Annotated in this window: 14 protein-coding genes; 13 read left to right on the forward strand and 1 reads right to left on the reverse strand. The window is 42.1% G+C overall.

The window, feature by feature from the left end:
- Positions 1 to 6: 6 nt before the first annotated feature.
- From BMZ99_RS06085 to BMZ99_RS06150, 13 genes are all read left to right on the forward strand, one after another.
- Positions 7 to 768 carry an ABC transporter ATP-binding protein gene (locus BMZ99_RS06085; RefSeq protein ID WP_245754838.1) on the forward strand — a complete coding sequence of 254 codons (762 nt, stop codon included), beginning with the start codon at positions 7 to 9 and terminating at the stop codon, positions 766 to 768.
- Positions 761 to 3,109, forward strand: a complete 2,349-nt coding sequence (locus tag BMZ99_RS06090) for an ABC transporter permease (RefSeq protein ID WP_090933979.1) — start codon at positions 761 to 763, stop codon at positions 3,107 to 3,109. Before BMZ99_RS06085 ends, BMZ99_RS06090 begins: the two co-directional genes overlap by 8 nt.
- A 334-nt stretch (positions 3,110 to 3,443) precedes the next feature.
- Positions 3,444 to 4,487, forward strand: coding sequence for a glycosyltransferase family 2 protein (locus BMZ99_RS06095; RefSeq protein ID WP_245754839.1), 1,044 nt, complete (start codon positions 3,444 to 3,446; stop codon positions 4,485 to 4,487).
- An 83-nt stretch (positions 4,488 to 4,570) separates the two neighbouring features.
- Entirely contained in the window at positions 4,571 to 6,223 is a 1,653-nt protein-coding gene (locus BMZ99_RS06105) for an ArnT family glycosyltransferase (RefSeq protein WP_090933983.1), read from the forward strand.
- Between the two features lie 417 nt (positions 6,224 to 6,640).
- Positions 6,641 to 7,339 (forward strand): Crp/Fnr family transcriptional regulator, encoded by a 699-nt coding sequence (locus tag BMZ99_RS06110; protein WP_090934008.1) that lies wholly within the window; start codon positions 6,641 to 6,643, stop codon positions 7,337 to 7,339.
- Between the two features lie 406 nt (positions 7,340 to 7,745).
- Positions 7,746 to 8,933 (forward strand): MFS transporter, encoded by a 1,188-nt coding sequence (locus tag BMZ99_RS06115; RefSeq protein ID WP_090933985.1) that lies wholly within the window; start codon positions 7,746 to 7,748, stop codon positions 8,931 to 8,933.
- Between the two features lie 40 nt (positions 8,934 to 8,973).
- A complete protein-coding gene (locus tag BMZ99_RS06120) occupies positions 8,974 to 10,251 on the forward strand; it encodes an aconitase X (RefSeq protein WP_090933987.1) in 1,278 nt (425 codons plus the stop codon).
- Entirely contained in the window at positions 10,248 to 10,661 is a 414-nt protein-coding gene (locus BMZ99_RS06125) for an aconitase X swivel domain-containing protein (RefSeq protein ID WP_090933988.1), read from the forward strand. Before BMZ99_RS06120 ends, BMZ99_RS06125 begins: the two co-directional genes overlap by 4 nt.
- 31 nt (positions 10,662 to 10,692) lie before the next feature.
- The gene (locus BMZ99_RS06130; protein ID WP_090933991.1) at positions 10,693 to 11,997 is read left to right on the forward strand and encodes an FAD-dependent oxidoreductase; all 1,305 of its coding nucleotides are present in this window, start codon (positions 10,693 to 10,695) and stop codon (positions 11,995 to 11,997) included.
- A gap of 216 nt (positions 11,998 to 12,213) precedes the next feature.
- A complete protein-coding gene (locus BMZ99_RS27345; RefSeq protein WP_090933993.1) occupies positions 12,214 to 13,080 on the forward strand; it encodes a methyl-accepting chemotaxis protein in 867 nt (288 codons plus the stop codon).
- 43 nt (positions 13,081 to 13,123) lie between these two features.
- Positions 13,124 to 14,395, forward strand: coding sequence for a hypothetical protein (locus BMZ99_RS26930; RefSeq protein ID WP_245754840.1), 1,272 nt, complete (start codon positions 13,124 to 13,126; stop codon positions 14,393 to 14,395).
- Between the two features lie 236 nt (positions 14,396 to 14,631).
- The gene (locus BMZ99_RS06145; protein WP_090933995.1) at positions 14,632 to 16,353 is read left to right on the forward strand and encodes a methyl-accepting chemotaxis protein; all 1,722 of its coding nucleotides are present in this window, start codon (positions 14,632 to 14,634) and stop codon (positions 16,351 to 16,353) included.
- Positions 16,354 to 16,666: 313 nt separating this feature from the next.
- Positions 16,667 to 17,773: a phosphotriesterase family protein gene (locus BMZ99_RS06150; RefSeq protein ID WP_090933997.1), complete on the forward strand. Its 1,107-nt coding sequence runs from the start codon at positions 16,667 to 16,669 to the stop codon at positions 17,771 to 17,773.
- A 182-nt stretch (positions 17,774 to 17,955) separates the two neighbouring features.
- On the opposite strand, the gene BMZ99_RS27545 is transcribed toward BMZ99_RS06150, so the two are convergent.
- Positions 17,956 to 18,084, reverse strand: a complete 129-nt coding sequence (locus tag BMZ99_RS27545; protein ID WP_175490706.1) for a hypothetical protein — start codon at positions 18,082 to 18,084, stop codon at positions 17,956 to 17,958.
- Between the last annotated feature and the right edge of the window lie 11 nt (positions 18,085 to 18,095).

An 18,095-nucleotide genomic window follows, 5' to 3' on the forward strand; every position in this document is an offset into this window, starting at 1 on the left:
TTGATAATGATAGAGATTAATAACCTTAGTAAACGATATAACAACAATTGTATGGCGCTGGATAATATTACTTGCCGCATAGGCACAGGTGTATTCGGTCTCTTAGGGGAAAATGGTGCGGGGAAAAGTACCTTGTTAAAGATTCTGGCGACGATGATTGAGCCTACGGGTGGTAAGGTAACGGTTAATGGTTTAGATCTATGTGCAGAGAAAACCGTAATTCGTAAGCAACTGGGGTACTTACCCCAAGAATTTGGTTTTTACGCTAGGTTGACCGGTTTTGAGATGCTCGAGTATTTTGCAGTACTAAAAGGGATAACAAGTAAACAGGCAAGAAAAACACAGGTGAATGAGGCTATGGAGCTAGTAAATCTTGCAGAGGTTAGGAATAAAAGGATTTCCACATATTCCTTTGGCATGAAACAGAGGCTGGGATTTGCACAAGCTTTATTGGGCAAACCCCAGCTTTTGATCATGGATGAACCTACAGTTGGACTTGACCCTGTCGAACGCAATAATATCCGCAATGTAATCAGTGAACTGGGACGGAAAATAACGATTGTCTATTCTACCCATATCCTTGCTGATATTAAAGCTTGTTGTTCGGAGCTTGCTATATTACGTCAAGGAAGTTTGGTGTTCAAAGGTAAGCCGGATGAACTTGCTAAGCTGGTCACAGAAATGAGTTGGCAGATAAAAGATACTGCTCGTGCCAAAGACGGTTATATGTCATTGATGGGATCGGCGAGGCAAGAGGAAGATGAATAATATAATGGCGATTGCCTTGCAAGAAATGAGAGTAGGCATAAAGGGTGTTGGTTATTGGGTACTTGTAGTTTTAGTCAATTGTCTTTCATTGTATACTTTATATGAGGAGCAATTCTTTGCGCTTAGAACCATAGCGGTTTTCTATATGTTTTTTGTCTTTTGGAATATCGGTATGATTGCCAGGGATTGGCGCAGTGGCACGGCAGAGATTGTTAATACACTTCCTTGTAAGGATTGGGAGTTGCTGCTAGGGAGAGCAGTGAGCAATTTTTTGCTTTTAGGTCTGCTGGGTATGCAGATGTTTTTAGTCATGGCGACTATGGCACTGTTCGTTTTTCCTACGTCGACGCCTTTTTTTGACCTGTTATGGAACTATTGGTTGAATTATTTTTTGATCAGTATCAATTCAATATGTGTCACTTTGTTTATAGAGACGATCTGTCGTTCGAGTATTTTTTTAACCACCTTGATAACCGCTTTTTATCTCATATTGATTAGTATTCTTGATGGTGATCATAATACTTTACTGCCGTATTGGTTACCACCGATAAATTTGGCTTATAATGTGGCAGCTACAGAAGTTCCTTCACAGCTTACAGAACGCTTTCCTAAGAATGGGTTTATACCAATGGTTTTGTGCCAGCAGCTGGGGCTTTCAGCAATGTTGTTTTTAGTCAGCTATTATTTTTACAGTAAGCAGCGCTCTTTGGGAAAATTGGCATTATCAACCATACTGCTAGTGACAGCTGCCTTGGCTGTATTTTTATCTGGTTCTATTCCACTCGTCCTGGAGTATAAAGCGCGTGAGCAAAGCTATCAAGAGTCTTTTAGCAATGCGGTGGCTGATGCCGGACAAGTAGCAGATCAGTCAAATAGGCTGCAGCCTGTTAGCTATGTAATGGATATTAAATTGAAAACAGTCCCGAACACTGCGGACTGTGATGTAAAGCTGGTTTTTAAAAATACAAGTGACAGCCAAGTACAAGAGATCCCTTTGACCTTGAAACATTATTATACGGTTCAGCATGTAACCGATGGTAGTGGCAAAGAACTTGTTTGGGAAAGAAAAGGTGACTTTATTGCGGTGAAACTAAATGCACCTCTTGTTGCCGGAGCTAGTATGGAAATTGCTTTGGATTATTCGGGAAAAGTAGGGGAGTGGTTTACGGACTATGATGCCCAGCCGAGGGGATTGATTAATTTTGTTACACCGGTGATGACCTTGCTACGGTCTGGTCATGCATGGTATCCTGTTTTAGGTAAAAAGCCGGTATACAACATTGTTGAGTATCAGAGCAGATGGAGTAATGAGCCCACCCGGATATTGTCGGCGCGCAATGTCTCCCACCCTCCTGCCGCCTTTTCGATAACTGTTGAAATCGATAGGGACATGGAAGTTGTTACAGGATTACCCTTAAGAGAAAGTATATATCTAGCAGAGGGAACTGGCAGGAAGTTTGCTTTTTTCAGTTCATCTGCCCAGGACGTTTTTTTGCTAGCTGCTCCTTATGTAAAAATTGCGGATCAGAGCACAGATGTGACAACTTATTACGCAAAACTGGATGAAGAGAACGCAAATACGATCATTACACTAGTCCAGGACAGGACCACATTTTATGAAAACCTGATACCACGGGCGAACAAGCAAGATTTGAATGTAGTTGAGGTGCCTCAATTCTTATTGGATAGCTGGCTGGAAGAAACTGCTGAACGCAAAAAACTAGGGTTGAAAAATGCTATTTTGGTCTCGGAATATTTTTTTAAATTATTGCCAAACGAAGATACGAGTGAAAAAAAATTACAAATGCTATATTTTGAAGAGGCTGTCCTAAGTCTTTGGTGGCCGGCATTTAATACAAGCGATCCAGGAAATATAAGTGCCGGGATGCTTTCCTATATGTATACCTTATATAAAGAGAATCTACTAGGTAAAACGTATTATGAGGATGTGAAACAATTTTGGCTGCAGTATAAGCCAGTGCCTAACTTGGTGGCCGGCGAGAATGGGGATAGAATCCAGGCCGGGGGTGATAACCTGGTTGTAAAAGAGATTTTTTTAATCCTTGATGATATTAGGCAATCAGAGCTTGGTGATGAAGGTGTAAAATCCTTTATACAAAAGATTCATGCAGAATCTGTCAGTACATACGACAGAGAGATTGACTGGCTCGATATGCTTCATATTATGGATCATTTTGGACAAGAGCTATTACAAAAAGGCTATTCCACTCAGCAAGTCAATCGGATTATGAAAGGGCCAAGGCAAAAGGCGGAAACGATGAATTCCCTGAATTTATCCTCTGTAGAAGAAGCAAGATACTTTAGGCTGAGGGTTCGTTGATGAACGTGTTGATGGAAGATAAATAAGAAATATATGTAGGTATACAGACAAGGCACTTTTTGTGTCTTGTTTTTTTTATAAAAAAATTGCCTTACTTTGAACCAAAGCAAAGTTACTCTCGTATTTATTATGGGAGAGCAAGGTGGGAAATGAGCCACTCTGTATAACCTGTTAATCCGAACCAGATGAATAAGATAAAAGAAAATATCAGCAGACCGCCGTAAGCAATTGAGGCTCGTCTGGCTATCAATCAGCCGAGTTTCAATTGCTTATTGCTTACAAAGGCAGAGTGCAGAGTCTGGATGGCTTGACGGAAGAGAGGGCGGAGATAGAAATGAAACTAATCTCAGTAGTTGTACCTGTTTTTAACGAGCAGGAGAATTTGAATGTGTTTTACCAGGAAGTCCGTAAGTATATGGAGCCTTTAAGCTATGCTTATGAATTAATTTTTATTGATGATGGCTCTAGAGATGATACTGCAGTTATTCTCGAACACATGACAAAGCAAGATACAAAAGTTAAAGCGGTTCTTTTGGCACGAAATTTTGGGCACCAAGTGGCTTTAACCTGCGGGCTCGATTATGCCCAGGGGGATGTGGTGATCACCATGGACGGCGACCTGCAGCACCCGCCGGAGTTGTTGCCGCTTTTGCTGACAAAATGGGAAGAAGGTTTTGATGTTGTGCAAACCGTCCGCGTAGATACAACTGGCGTCTCTTGGTTAAAGAAGTTTACCTCGAGTATGTTCTACCGGTTAATGAATATCATGTCTGATGTTCATATCGTGGAAGGCGGATCAGACTTCCGGCTGCTTGATAAAAAGGTTGTTCAAACTTTCCGGTCTTTTAAGGAGAAAGCCCGATTTATCCGGGGGATCATTGGCGATATGGGGTATCGGCAAGCGCAGGTGGAGTTTGTGGCGCCTGAACGCTTTGCCGGGAAGTCTAAATTTTCGCCCAGAAAGATGTTTTCTTTTGCCCTTGCCGGTATTACCGCTTATTCAAAACTCCCCCTGCGTGTTGCCTTTTATCTTGGCTTACTTTTTGGTGTGTTGAGTTTTGGCTTGACCCTGAATGTGGTGTACACGAAATTGTTTACCGCTGATGCTGTTCCGGGCTGGGCCACGGTCGCAGTGAGCGTATTGACGCTTGGAGGCATTCAATTGGTAGGCCTGGGGATTATCGGTGAATATGTTGGACGCATTTTTGAGGAGGTTAAGCAGCGGCCATTATACTGGGTCAGCGCTGAATTTAAAAGTGGCACGGAAGCCGTCGTTTCTGAAAACGGCAATAGCAGTTACAGCCAGCGAAAAAAACACAGCGTATCTGGTTATGAAAAAGAAAAAGTACGGGCAACTGCCCCCGGCAATTCAAAATAAACTCCGTCTACTTGTTGTGCAAGAGGATAAAATTCTTTTAATCCATGAAAACAAGTAGATGTCTTTAGAAAGGATTTATAGCAATGAAATTATTTGATGATGTAAGCAACGTTACCGCTTCCTCTAAAATCTATGGGGTCCTGTTTCTGATCTCGTTTTTTAGTTATATGTTTTTTAACCAAGCCATACCCATCACCGATCCGGTGGAATCGAACTATGCGCTTACAGCAAAAGAAATGGTGTTGTCAGGGGACTGGGTGTCACCAAGGATTTATGGAAATGTCTGGTTTGATAAGCCCATATTTTTTTACTGGCTTACGGCATTATCCTTTCAACTCTTTGGTTTTTCAGAGTGGGCAGCTCGGTTGGCACCGGCTTTGTTTGCTGCTGTGGGAGTCGTGCTGCTGTATTGGTTTGCAGGCAAAACCATTACGCGAAGGTCCGCATTATTAGCAGTGGTGATTATGGGAACGTCCTTCGAGTATCTATTGTTGGCTAAATTAGTGATTACCGATATGGTGTTCTTTGTGTTTAATTGCGCTGCTCTGGGATTTTTTTATATGGGGTATGTAAAAATGGACGGCACCAAGCGATGGTATCTAGCTGCCTATGTCAGCATGGCGCTGGCTGTATTGACGAAAGGGCCGATTGGCGCTCTGTTGCCTGCTCTAGTTATACTGTTAGTTATTCTGTTGCAGCGCAATTGGACGGAACTTAAAGAAATGTATCCGCTGACAGGGTTTTTGCTCTTTGCCATTGTGGCACTGCCCTGGTACGCTGCCATGTATACCTTGCACGGTATGGAGTTTATCAATACCTTTTTTGGTGTTCATAATTATCTTCGGGCAACCGTTTCCGAACATCCGAAAGATAATGTGAGCTACTATTACCTTGCTGTATTTGTGCTCAGTATGCTGCCTTGGTCTGCCCTGGTCACAAAAGCTTTGATCCAAGGATATAAAGACTTTTGTTCCCGGAAGTCTCCGCTGCTGTTATTCCTTTTTCTGTGGATAGCTGCTTATTTTGGCTTTTATTCGCTAATGGCCACTAAATACCTGACCTATACGTTTCCCATTCTCTTTCCCGTGGCAATCCTAACAGCTATTCAACTGGAGCGAATGCTAGCGCAGGGGAAAATGAAGGAAATTTTCTACTGGATAGGGGTTCCTGTGGCCTTGCTCATGGTCGGATATATGATAGCGGCTTATCGTTATTTGGCGGGGTGGGAACTTGGCCTGACTACAGCCGGTCTGCTACTGTTCCTGGTATTCAGCGTGTGGAAAGCAAGAAACCGGACTGCGGTTGATGTTTTCAAATTGTTTTGTCTGTGCCAATTGGGGTCATATATCATACTTTCCCTGTTTATATTTCCTATCATAGCGGAAAGCCGGTCAGGAAAAGAAATAGCTAGAAGCATGGTCGACCTTGGAGTGGAGAAGATAGGGATGTATCAGTTTTATAGTACTTCGGCGGTTTTTTATAGCGGCAAGGTCGCAGTTAAGCTTATATCGCCAAGTCAAGTGACTTTTCGTCAGGCGGAAGAGCTAGACTGGTCAAGCAAATACACCATGCCGACCCAGAGGATAGCTGACTTTGGGGCGAAGCCCCCGTTATCTGATCGTCTGATCATCGTAAGAGGTAAGCAAAGAGAGCAATTTCAGCTGGAGACAGCTAGGCTTAATTATCGATTGCTGAAAGATAGTAAAGGCTTGTCTTATTTTTCTATTAAGGAATAAGGGAAGTTGCTAATGCTAAATGGGACAGGGGGACAAGCTCCTTGTCCCATTCTTTTTTTAGGCGCGCAAGTTAAAAAATTTAAAAAACAAATTAAATGCGGCTGGAATAAGAATTTTCCTGCATTATTGTGAAAGAGGAAAGCATTGCTTAGTCGTTATGGTACTTAACGAAATTCGAAGATATAACGATGAAGATATTGATTGCTAAGGGACAGTTGCAATTTTCAATCATCTCGGTCAGGTTAGTAGTCATAATTTGCAGGGGATTGTCGACAAATGTAGAACTAAATGTAAACTATAATGATCCGAGTATTTTTTGAATTAGCAAAACAGATAATTACTACGCCAGCATTTGATACTTTTGCGATTTGCACGCGGTATAGAAATGTCTTATGGCTAGAAAGGGGAGACGTTACTATGCTAACCGATGAGTTACAGAGTTTTTATTCTCCATGGATTGGTGCACAAAACAAGGTTTGGGAATCCATACTGCATTTGGGACATAAGCATACGTATCCAAAAGGCAGTATGATCCTTGGTGGAGGGCAGCCGGTTGACCACTTGTATTATCTATATACAGGTCGAATTAAGTATTCTAAAATGAATACTGACGGTGATGAGAAAATTGTTTGGTATATAGACAAAGGCAACATTTTTGGTGCGGCTCCCTTTTTTGACCGTCAGCCAATCAAAAATATGTGTAATGTACTAGTAGCCACAGAAGATTGTGAAGTATATACTTTTTCTAGATCTTGTTTCAATGATGAAATAGTGGGAAACTATCCTGAAATTATTTCGAATTTAATAGAAAGCATGGCTTATAAAATTTTTCTTGCAGTAAACCGCGGAGGGGATCTTGCATCACTTCCAAGTCGTGTATGTAAGGTGTTATTATATGTAATTCAAAGGCAAAGTGATAGCCGAGCTAGAAAAGACAACAAGATAACTTCCAAGGGGATTTCACAGCAGGAATTGGCAGTGATTCTTGGAGTCCATAGAGTAACGTTGAATAATGCCATTGTTCAACTTAAGCGTGAAGGCATCATTGAGCATATAAGTAAGCGAAGTTTAGTGGTTAATGATATTAAGCATTTGGTAGAATATGCTCAGCAATGAAACGAAGTAATTGAATATATGATAATCCAACATAAAACGTGGAACATAGCGCAAGCGTATACCCGCCAGGTATTGCTTGCGTTTTTCTTTTTTTTTCCTAAAGTTGTAGCAATAAGCAAAATTGCCGGAGTAATGCAACTCAAAAAAAAATTCTGAATTTGTAAATAACTTTACAGAATTAAAAAAGTACTGTTGTTATGATAAATATATAATGCAGTACCGCTAGGATGGTAGAAGAATTTTTTCTAATAACGATTTCCTTAAGGGTGAGATTACTGCTAGTTGTAATGAAAATAAAGAAAGGAGAAAAATATCGACGTAAAAAATTAGAAGTGTGGCGTAAGTCAGTCTAGAGGCAGAAGGTTATGAAATGATACGTACATAAAAAACAAGTAGGAGTGTCAATATGAATGAACAACAACATGGAATAATAACTAAATCAGCTGTATTATCAATTGCGACGCTGCTGTATACCGTTAAGATGGCAGGGCCGGCACTCGGTGCAATAAAGCAGGCTTTTCCAGGTGTCAGCCCCATTATGATTCAGCAACTTCTTACGATTCCACCAATGATGATGATCGTTGGTTCTTTGGTCACTGCGCGACTCCAGCAAGTAATACCCAAAAAGAAGATATTGTATATTGGGATTCTATTGCAGATTGTTTGCGGCATTATGCCGGCTTTTTATGGTGATATAACGTTCATGTTAATTACTCGAGTATTCTTTGGCCTTGGCTATGGAATGACGTTCCCTCTGGCATCCTCTTTAATTGCAGATTTGTTTGAAGGGAAAGAAAGAGATGCAATGATGGGATATAAGAGTGCTGTAGGAGCTGCTGCCGGTGTAGTGTTTCAAATGCTGGGCGGTTTCTTAGCTGCTATTGACTGGAGATATAACTTTCTAGGACTGCTTATTCTCATACCCATTTATTTGATGGTGCTATACAAAGTGCCTGAACCGGAAAAAGCACCAGTAGTCAAGACTGCAGCTGGCAGCCGTTTTGGGGGAATTACTTCCACAACTTGGTTTATTTATGCTTTTAATATGGTGTTTAATATTTTGCAATATTCTTTTATAACAAATGTAGCGTTAGTCATGGCAAGTGAAAAGATTGGAGGACCGGCTCAAGCTGGAACGGTTCTTACTATATTTACAGTTGCAGCTTTGATTGCCGGAGTATTCTACGGGAAGATATCTCAATTGTTTAAAGAATACACATTAGCCCTCGCTTTTGCCTTCCTGGGAGCTGCGTTTTTAGTCGTTGCCCATTATAATACCTATGAAATGTTTCTTCTGGGAGCTATTTTATACGGTCTGGGCTTTGGGACTTATAATCCTGAGATTACCATTCGGACAATTAAGAGTGTGGACAAGTCCGTGGTAACAGTGGCAATGTCTTTCTTTGTCTGCTCTATGGGTATTGGACAGTTCGGATCTCCTTTTCTGGTCTATATTGCAACTATTCTTGGTTTTGTAGGACCAAAAGCTACGTGGATGATCGTTGCGCCTACATGTGTAGCTCTCTGCTTAATTATGATTGTAACCAATATCTTTATCGGATCTAAAAATAAAACTAAAAAGTTGCAGGGGTAATTGAATTGATAAAAATAGTATACGAAAGGAAGCGGTAATTATGAGATTAACAGATGATGAAAAAGCAATGCTTGATGGGAAGGAAGGACGAGCCCGGCAAAAGGCAATGGATTTGCTTGTGCGATATGGTGAGGCTCTAGGGGCGGAGCGCCTCGTTGATACAAACAATGTTGGCGGTTTTATGGTAGCTAAGAAGCATCATATGGATGAGCTTGGCAGCTTTGATGCGTTATTTTCAGAGTTTAATTTAGATAGCTCCGAAGTGGTTGAGTTTGCTAAGGATAAAGTGAAGGCTTTTAGCTGCCAATTTGAAACAACGATGGATCCGGAATTTTGGCAAATACAAGGAAAATCTCAAGAAGATTATGAACTCATGTTGGCCAATGAAAAATATCTTGCTAGTGGTGGTGTCGCATTGATGTGTACCTGTACACCTTACTTGGTTGGAAATGTGCCCATCAAAGGCGAACACTGCGCTTGGATGGAGTCATCAGCTGTTGTCTATATTAATTCCGTACTGGGAGCCCGCACCAATGCAGAAGGCAATTCCAGTTCTACGGCAGCCATGCTGACTGGAAAAATTCCCTATTGGGGCTTTCATATTGATGAAAATCGCCTAGGTACTCATTTAATTGATGTGGAATGTGCTGTTGAAAATCAAATGGATTGGGGATTATTGGGTTATTATGCAGGCACAATGGTGAAAGAACGTGTTCCCGTTATTAACGGTATCAAAAAACTGCCAAATTTAATTAAACTAAAACAGTTTGGTGCGGCTGCGGCATCGTCAGGCGGTGTGGAGATGTACCATATTCCCGGGATCACTGCAGAGGCTCGTACAGTAGAGGAAGCATTTGGAAACAGACAGCCTGTTGAAAGACTGCGATTTGGAAAGGAAGAAAGACAAATGGCGTATGAGGCACTAAATTCAACGGCCAAAGATACAAATGTTGATTTTGTTATGTTTGGTTGTCCTCATGCTTCCATTGAGGAAATATGGGAGATTTGCAAGTTGTTAGAAGGAAAACGGTTGCATGAAAATACGGTTCTTTGGGTCTTTACGCCGCGAGGACTTAGAGAGATTGCAGATCGCAACGGTTTTACAAAAATCATTAATGATGCAGGTGGTGTTTTAATGAGCGATACTTGTCCTGCTTTAGGACAATTTATCCCTAAGGGGATCAAGGTAATGGCTACAAATTCTGGTAAACAGGCGCATTATTTACCGAATATAAAGGGAATTCAGGCTTGGTATGGTACTACGGAAGAGTGCATTGATGCTGCTGTTACTGGACAATGGAGAGGTGGATTGAAATGAAAACAGTTGTATTGCATGGCAGAAAAGTGGTAGGAGGCGTTGTTGAAGGGGAGGCTCTTGTTACTACTGAAATGGTTTCAGGTTGGGGAGGAATCAATCCCGCAGATGGCAAGATTATCGATGTTCGTCATGAACTGCATGGACAAAGTGTAAAGGGAAAAATACTCGTATTTCCAGGGGCAAAAGGATCATCAGGATGGTCCAGCCTGTTTCACTATACCAGACGCAACGGGAATGCTCCTTCAGGACTGATCTTTAATGTGATGAATACGAAAGCGGCCTTAGGTTCTGTCGTAATTCATGCACCGGCAGTCACCGGTCTTAATCAAAATCCTCTTGAGATCATTCAAAGTGGTGATTGGGTCAAAATTGATGCTGATCAAGGCATTGTAGAAGTAACCAAGAAGTAAGAACGATATTTTTTGCAGAAGGAGCATGTATATGATAGATGAAGCAATAGGGGATAACGGCGAAACCCTTACAGTACGAAAAGACTTTACTCGGCGATCCGCTCAGGAGGTCAGTGCAGATATATGCGTTGTAGGGGCAGGTATGGCTGGTATTTCTGCCGCTTTAGAAGCAGCTGGATTGGGTCATAAGGTCGTTTTAATTGATGGATTGCCTACTTTGGGCGGTCAGGCTGTGAATTCAAAGATTGGTCTCTTCTGCGGTATTTTTTCAAATCCTCCAAATCCCAGACAATTTACTCATGGGATTGTCGATGAGATGCTGCGTGATCTTGGTGCACAAGGAGCGTTACATTATTTAAAAACTGGTTTAGGTTCGGTGATATATGATGATTTGGCTTTAGCCCGCTGGATTGAAAACGCGGTACAAGAGGCAGGTATAACGGTGATATTGGGGGGCGTTCTGCGGGGTGTAACAAAGGTGGACAGACGTATCCTCTCCATTGAAGTTGCTACGAGATATGGCGACTTACGCGTTGCAGCTACAGGCTTTATTGATGCGACAGGGGATGCTGCTCTTACTTGGCAGGCGGGGCTTCCCTGCCGAGAGCCGGCATCAGGCGGAGTTTATGGTACTCATATGGCAGTGATTGATGGAATTGATTTTAACAATCAGCCGGCTAGAGCCGAATTTGTTGCACGTCTGGAAGAAAAAGCTCACGCTTATGGTTTAGAACGCAAGGATGGTTTGGTTTTTCCTTTTCCTGAAAAAGAATTGGCTTTTGTTAACATGACTCACGAAGAGACTCCTCTTGAACCGCTAGCAGCATCTGTCAAATCTCTTGAAGGCAAAAAGCAGGCCGAGGCGGCTGTTGACTTTCTGAGAAAAGAATTTCCTATTGCCTTTGGCAAAGCAAAGATTCGTGCTTACGGGTTAGCTGGTATTCGCCAGACACGTTGGATTGTTGGTTCCCAGCAACTAACTGTTCAGGACGTAAATTCAGGTTCCAAGTTTAAGGATGCAATAGCTCGCACTGCGTGGCCAATGGAACTGCATGGTAAATCAGGATATGCCTGGCACGTATTCCCAAGGGATCATGTGCATTACATACCCTTTGGCAGCCTAACTCCCCCTGATGTTGACAATGTAGTTGCTGCTGGTCGCTGTATTGATGCAGATTTAGGTGCCCTTTCCAGTATACGTGTTATGGGTCCTTGTATTGCTACAGGCGCTGCTGCAGCTCATGCCTTAAACCTTGCTGGTACTGGCAGTGTACATGAAATTGATATTGCGGCTTTGCAGAAACGATTACGTGATAACATTGAGGATAACGACTAAGCCGCTTCAAAGTAGTGGATTGTACTGCTCACTGCATCGATATGATATAAACATATACGGTGCAGTGGGCGGTAGTAATACTGTTGTTGAAATGAAAATTTGCTTTATCAAAATAGTTAGTATCATCTTCGTGTCCGGAACCGTGGACATGATGCTTTGATGCGCCTATTTCCTATGCCTTCGTAAGCTAAAAAAAAGCAGAAAGGGGATAAAAAAATGACGGATAAAGGGGTCAAGGAGCCCCGCTCTGGGGCAGAAATAATTGATATGTTTACTGAAATTGCCCACTATCTGCCTGGTATTGTAATAGGGAAAATGAGTGTAATGGTGATTAAAGACAGGACGATAATTGGTTCCATTTCAGCTTTAACTACGAATCAATCCGGCAGCCAGGTCGGAAAACCCGTCACAGGCCAGGTAAGCTTAGAGTGTCTTGAACAAGGGCGACGTGTTGTCAAAGTAATTCCTCAAGAAAAATCTCCTTACGGAATTCCTTATGTGGCCTGCGCTCTTCCGATTAAAGATGGTGAACGAGTGATCGGCTGTATAACCACTGCTCAGCTGCTTGATAAACAGCAGAAGTTTTTGTCTGTAGCTGCAGACTTAGCCTCTTCGGCAGAGGAGCTCACTGCAGGAATGCAGGAAATGGCGGCAGGTGCACAGACGGTTTCCACTACCAGCAATGATCTGGAAACCTTAAGCCAAGAACTGGCAAAAGCAAGCAGCCAAACAAATGATATTGTTCATTTTATTAAAACAATTGCAGATCAAACGAATCTGCTAGGACTGAATGCGGCGATTGAAGCTGCACGGGTGGGAGACATGGGACGAGGCTTTAGCGTAGTAGCCGAAGAAGTTCGCAAGCTTGCCACAGCTAGTGCTGCATCAGTCAATGAAATTGCTGTGTCTCTTGGTACGATTCAAGTATCCGTTAACAAATTGGCAGATAAAAGTAAAATGCTTGATACAATTGTAGGCACCCAGACGACAGCAGTTCAGGAGATGGCTCAGGCCAGCCAAACATTAGCCGTTTTAGCCAGCGATTTGAGTCAAGTAGCCAGCACGATGTATAGTGATGATTAAACTTCATTCGAATTAGTTCATCAAAAATCAGGAGGAAAGATAAATGAAGAAAAAATATATTGTAATTATAGCACTCCTAGTTATCTTAAGTATTACAGGTACGGCACTTGCGGCTGCGCAGTTTGAAGAGGTTCCCGCAAAGCACTGGTCTTACGCAGCCATAGCTGAACTTCAGCGTGTTGGAATTATTGATGGGAGCCAAGGCGAGAGTGCTTCTCGAGGAAAGACAATCACTCGCTATGAAATGGCGAATATCGTAGAAAAAGCTATGGAAAACTCAGGGAAGGCAACCGTCAATCAAAAAGCTCTTATCGATAAATTAGCCATTGAGTTTGCCCTTGAACTTAATAAAATAAGCACACCGGCTGTTAAAACGGAAAAAAAGACCGGAAGTATAGCAATTTCTGGTGACGCTCGTGTTCGGTGGGTTGATAATGGTTCTGGTAATACAGCTTTTGGACAGCGTTTTCGCTTGAACTTGAATGCAGATCTTAATGAGAATACTAGTTTTTACGGTCGCCTCGTCGGTCTTAACCAGAATGAATTTGGTACTTACAGTAATAGCTCTGGTCTGGATCGCTTTAATGTGGCAGATGCTGCTATTACGACTAAGAATTTCTATGGTACGTCACTTACCGTCGGTCGTTTCAGCCAGCAGATGGATGTCGGGGGATATTGGATGAATACTTCAGGTGGCGTTGATGGTATGAAGGTTACCGCGGGCAATAAACTAAAAGTGACAGCAGGGTTTGCAAATTTTTCTCCTTATTTTGGGTTTATGACGGGAAATGCAACTGCCAGCCCAGAGACTACTTCTACTGGTGAAATCAAAGATGCATTCTTTATTCAGGGATTTTATCCTACCAGTAAAGCTACCACTATCGGGGCTTGGTGGTTTAAAGAAAAAACCGGTGATGATAGTAAATATGATGTAAAATCTATTAACGTTAGTTCGAAGCTTTCCGCTAAGTATACTTTAATAAGCGATTACGGTAAAAACAGTATTGAGACAAAGGGGCATGAACCTATCTATCATCATACCCGTTTGACTTATGGTGCGGCAAAGTATGCGGCTCCTGGTTCTTGGAGTGTAGCTGCTGAGTATTTCAAGTTTGAGCCTGGTGCTAATAATAGTGGATATACTGCTGCTATGATTGGTTCACCAAAAGATATTCAGGCTTGGGCCGTTATAGGGAGCAAAGCTCTGGAGAAAAACGTAGTTGCCAGCGTCTTTTACGTTTTTGACGCAAAAAAGGTTTCTACCAAAGACGATATTAAAGATTACTTCCGTCTACAGTTAGACTATATGTTTTAAGCATTCTCTGCTTATTGTGGATTTTCAGCAAGAAGATTCCGAAAGAGAGAGTCTTCCAAATTATACTCGTATTCAACTCAACTACTTTCCTTAGAGTGCTAATAACATTGAAAAGGGCTGTCTCTCCGTTGGTGGGGCAGCCCTTATTTAACTAATATACAAAATCATTTATGACGATGGGATAAGAAATAAGACTGCATTGATTGCGTGTGAATCAAAAAAAAGGTGGAATTATCATGAGAATATCTGTTGGAAAAAAGATCGGAATTGGATTTGGCATCATGATCACATTCATTTTAATTTTGGGAATCAGTTGCTATATTTCTTTGCAAGATGCAAAAGTAAGAATAACAGAAATTAGAATTGCAAACCAGCGTAGTCAACTCGCCACAGCTTCTGCTTTGGCTCAGCGAGAAGCTCTGGCCAGTACTCGTGGTATTTTTGCATATGGCAGAGAAGTGTTTTATCAAGAAGCTGAAAAAGCAAATAACGATATGCTGGAAATACAAAAGCAATTGCTGGAAGTAACTTCTCCTGAAAAAAAAGCAGATGTAGAAAAATTGATTGAAGTAACGACAATGCAGCGAGATCTTGTGATAAACGAATCCTTGCCGGCAGCTCGTGCGATGGCTAAGGAGACTGCTGCAGGCAATATCGAAGGTGCTAAAAGCTGGCGGGCTGAAGTGGCCAGAATTGGCGTTCGTGGTTTGCCTCTATCTACGCAAATCACGCAGCTAACGGATGAAATAAAAGCATATAATGATGAGTTGGGGGAAAAAAGTACAGAGGCTGCTATTTCGGCGGCCAACCAAGTAATCATGATTGCTGCTTTCTTAAGTCTTATCTCTGTACTAATTGGTGTCATTCTTGGCTCTCAGATTACCCGGGCAATACACAGGCCAATTCAGGTTATGCTTGCAGGAACAAAGCAATTTGCTGCTGGGGATTGGCGTGAAGCAATCGTAGTGTCCTCTTCCGATGAATTAGGTGAGCTTGCTGAAGCAATCAATACCATGCGGGAAAAAATGCGCAGCATGATTCGTGATATTCTAACTTCTTCCGAACAGGTTGCAGCTTCTTCGGAGGAACTTACAGCATGTGCAGAGCAATCAGCCCAAGCGGCTAATCAGGTTGCATTAGTAGTAAGTGATGTGGCAAACGGGGCAGAGCAGCAATTATTTGCCATGAATGAAAGTACAGAAGCGATTGAACAAATGTCTGCCAATATACAACAAGTAGCTGAATATACACAAATCGCATTTCAGTCTTCAGAAGAAACTGCAATCGCTGCGGGCAATGGAACACAAGCCATAGCGACTGCAATCAGCCAAATGACAAGGGTTGAAAATACAGTTGAAAGATCAGCAAGTGTAATTAAAAAACTAGGCGAACGTTCTCTGGAAATTGGGCAAATTGTCGGAACCATTTCTGGTATTGCTGCACAAACCAATCTGTTAGCCTTAAATGCTGCTATCGAAGCAGCCAGAGCGGGAGAACAAGGCAGAGGATTTGCTGTTGTAGCCGAAGAAGTACGAAAATTAGCAGAGCAGTCTCAAGATGCTGCCAAGGAAATTGCAATGATTGGAGAAATTCAAGACGAAACAGGAAAAGCAGTTGATGCGATGCATATGGGAACCGAAGAGGTTAAGAAAGGTACCAGCGTAGTTAATACTGCAGGAACTGCTTTTAGTGAGATCGTTGTTTCGATCAATCAGGTTTCTGCACAAACTCAAGAAACTTCCTTGACTGTACAGCAAATGGTCGGTGGCAGTCAAAGGGTAGTTGCATCTGTAAAAGAAATTGATACGATCAGTAGAGATACCGCTGGCCAAACGCAAAATATCTCAGCAGCAACAGAGGAACAATCTGCATCCATGGAAGAAATTGCAGCATCCAGCCGGGCATTAGCGAAGCTTGCTGAAAATCTGCAATGTGCGGTAAATACATTTAAAGTGTAAGTTACGTTTCATAAGTAAAATTGTGAGAAAAGAGATCCATATAATTCCTCGCAAGGGCAGTAACTCCGAGAGGGTTGCCGATAAAAATAAAAGTAAAAACCCATGTGTAGGTAAAGCACAGCAGGATATAAGTGCGTATCAGGATCAATGGATTATTATAAAAATGTTCCTCTGGAATTTGTACGGCATATGATAATAGAGATAGTCGTGTCTGCCGGAAGATACAACATTCCAGTTAAAATAACTTTTGATTTTGGGGGCGACTCTATCAAACATTCTTGAAGACACGTAATGTAAAGGAAGGGATGATAGCATGTCGCAAAAGATTATGACGGTTTGCGGTCCGATCAGACCAGACCAGCTTGGAGTTACTTCTATGCATGAACACGTCCTTTCGGACTGCTCCATGTTTCGCAGCCGAATTAGAAGATCCTGCTTTATTCCGAGATGTCACAGTTTGGAGTTAGAAGATAAGCTAGTGCTGGAGAATCGTTCAGCCCTGCGTCATAACATCATTTTATCTTTGGACAATATGAGGTTAGATGACCAGCAGATGATGGCTGCCGAAGTCGGAGAATTTAAAGATCATGGCGGCGATTCCATTGTTGAAGTTAGTGCACCCGGGATTCGGAGTTCGCCCAAAGACCTTTTTGCCATTCGGCAGATAGCTGAGCATACAGGTGTTCACATTGTGGCATCTACAGGTTTATATGCAGAATATACATGGCCGGCTTATTACCGTGATATGTCATTTGAGCAGTTTTGTGCATTCTTGTTCCGTGAAATTGATCATGGTGTTGGCGAAACTGGTATTTTTCCAGGTCATATTAAGGCGGCCTATGAGATGTACACTAAACAGGTAGAAGACTATTTACGTGCGGCCGCCTTCGTATCCAGCGAAACTGGCCTGTCTCTGCAGGTTCACCTAGGACCTTATCTCACAGGAGACGAGGTGAGGCAGAATATACTGCGCCCCCTATTTCGAGGCGGGTGTATTCCTGAAAGGACAATTTTGTGTCATGTCCAGCTGCTTATGGGCGTTCTATCTATTGAACAACTTGTGAACAATCCTGGACATGTACCTTTTGATATCAGCCTGCATAGAGAGTTGCTTGATATGGGATTTGTACTTTCGTTCACTCCTTTTGGATTTGAGGCAGATGATGAGCCTTTGGGAATTGCCCATTATCCTGACTGGTATATTTTATCGGGGTTAGTGGCGTTGATACGAATGGGCTATGCTGGACAAATCGTTATCGGCAATGATGTATTTACTAAATTGGCTACACGTCGCGGTGGGGGTGAAGGTTATACGCGTCTCACAGATTTTGTTTTACCATCATTGAAAAAATGCGGTGTGTCTGACAACGATATCAAAAAGATAATGGTGGAAAATCCAGCTCGTATTTTGGCGTTTTAAAGATATCACTAAAAGAGGCTGTCGCAAAATGCTTTTTGAAAAAAAGCATTTTGTGGCAGCCTTCCTTTCTTGAGCAGATAAAATCCAGGCGAAAAAGAATAAACAAAGAAGCTCTTCTTCCGTTTATGCCCATAGCAAACAGAGGAAGCCTCTTCCCCAATAAAAAAGTCTATTTGTATTTGTCAGGCTGCTTTGGGAATATGCAAGTAAGTTCCACAGCGACCACTTTGAATTTTGTTGTGGAGTTTGTTTAGGTTATACCCCATGCACAGCAATAGAAACTCGGTTTGCACCTTGACGCTGCCTCTCATAAGAAAACGTC

It is taken from the genome of Pelosinus propionicus DSM 13327 (assembly GCF_900114615.1).
GTDB lineage: Bacteria > Bacillota > Negativicutes > DSM-13327 > DSM-13327 > Pelosinus > Pelosinus propionicus.

Coding starts and splice junctions, on each gene's coding strand:
- BMZ99_RS06085 (WP_245754838.1), top strand. CDS start 7: ATGATAGAGATTAATAACCTTAGTAAACGATATAACAACAATTGTATG.
- BMZ99_RS06090 (WP_090933979.1), top strand. CDS start 761: ATGAATAATATAATGGCGATTGCCTTGCAAGAAATGAGAGTAGGCATA.
- BMZ99_RS06095 (WP_245754839.1), top strand. CDS start 3,444: ATGAAACTAATCTCAGTAGTTGTACCTGTTTTTAACGAGCAGGAGAAT.
- BMZ99_RS06105 (WP_090933983.1), top strand. CDS start 4,571: ATGAAATTATTTGATGATGTAAGCAACGTTACCGCTTCCTCTAAAATC.
- BMZ99_RS06110 (WP_090934008.1), top strand. CDS start 6,641: ATGCTAACCGATGAGTTACAGAGTTTTTATTCTCCATGGATTGGTGCA.
- BMZ99_RS06115 (WP_090933985.1), top strand. CDS start 7,746: ATGAATGAACAACAACATGGAATAATAACTAAATCAGCTGTATTATCA.
- BMZ99_RS06120 (WP_090933987.1), top strand. CDS start 8,974: ATGAGATTAACAGATGATGAAAAAGCAATGCTTGATGGGAAGGAAGGA.
- BMZ99_RS06125 (WP_090933988.1), top strand. CDS start 10,248: ATGAAAACAGTTGTATTGCATGGCAGAAAAGTGGTAGGAGGCGTTGTT.
- BMZ99_RS06130 (WP_090933991.1), top strand. CDS start 10,693: ATGATAGATGAAGCAATAGGGGATAACGGCGAAACCCTTACAGTACGA.
- BMZ99_RS27345 (WP_090933993.1), top strand. CDS start 12,214: ATGACGGATAAAGGGGTCAAGGAGCCCCGCTCTGGGGCAGAAATAATT.
- BMZ99_RS26930 (WP_245754840.1), top strand. CDS start 13,124: ATGAAGAAAAAATATATTGTAATTATAGCACTCCTAGTTATCTTAAGT.
- BMZ99_RS06145 (WP_090933995.1), top strand. CDS start 14,632: ATGAGAATATCTGTTGGAAAAAAGATCGGAATTGGATTTGGCATCATG.
- BMZ99_RS06150 (WP_090933997.1), top strand. CDS start 16,667: ATGTCGCAAAAGATTATGACGGTTTGCGGTCCGATCAGACCAGACCAG.
- BMZ99_RS27545 (WP_175490706.1), bottom strand. CDS start 18,084: ATGAGAGGCAGCGTCAAGGTGCAAACCGAGTTTCTATTGCTGTGCATG.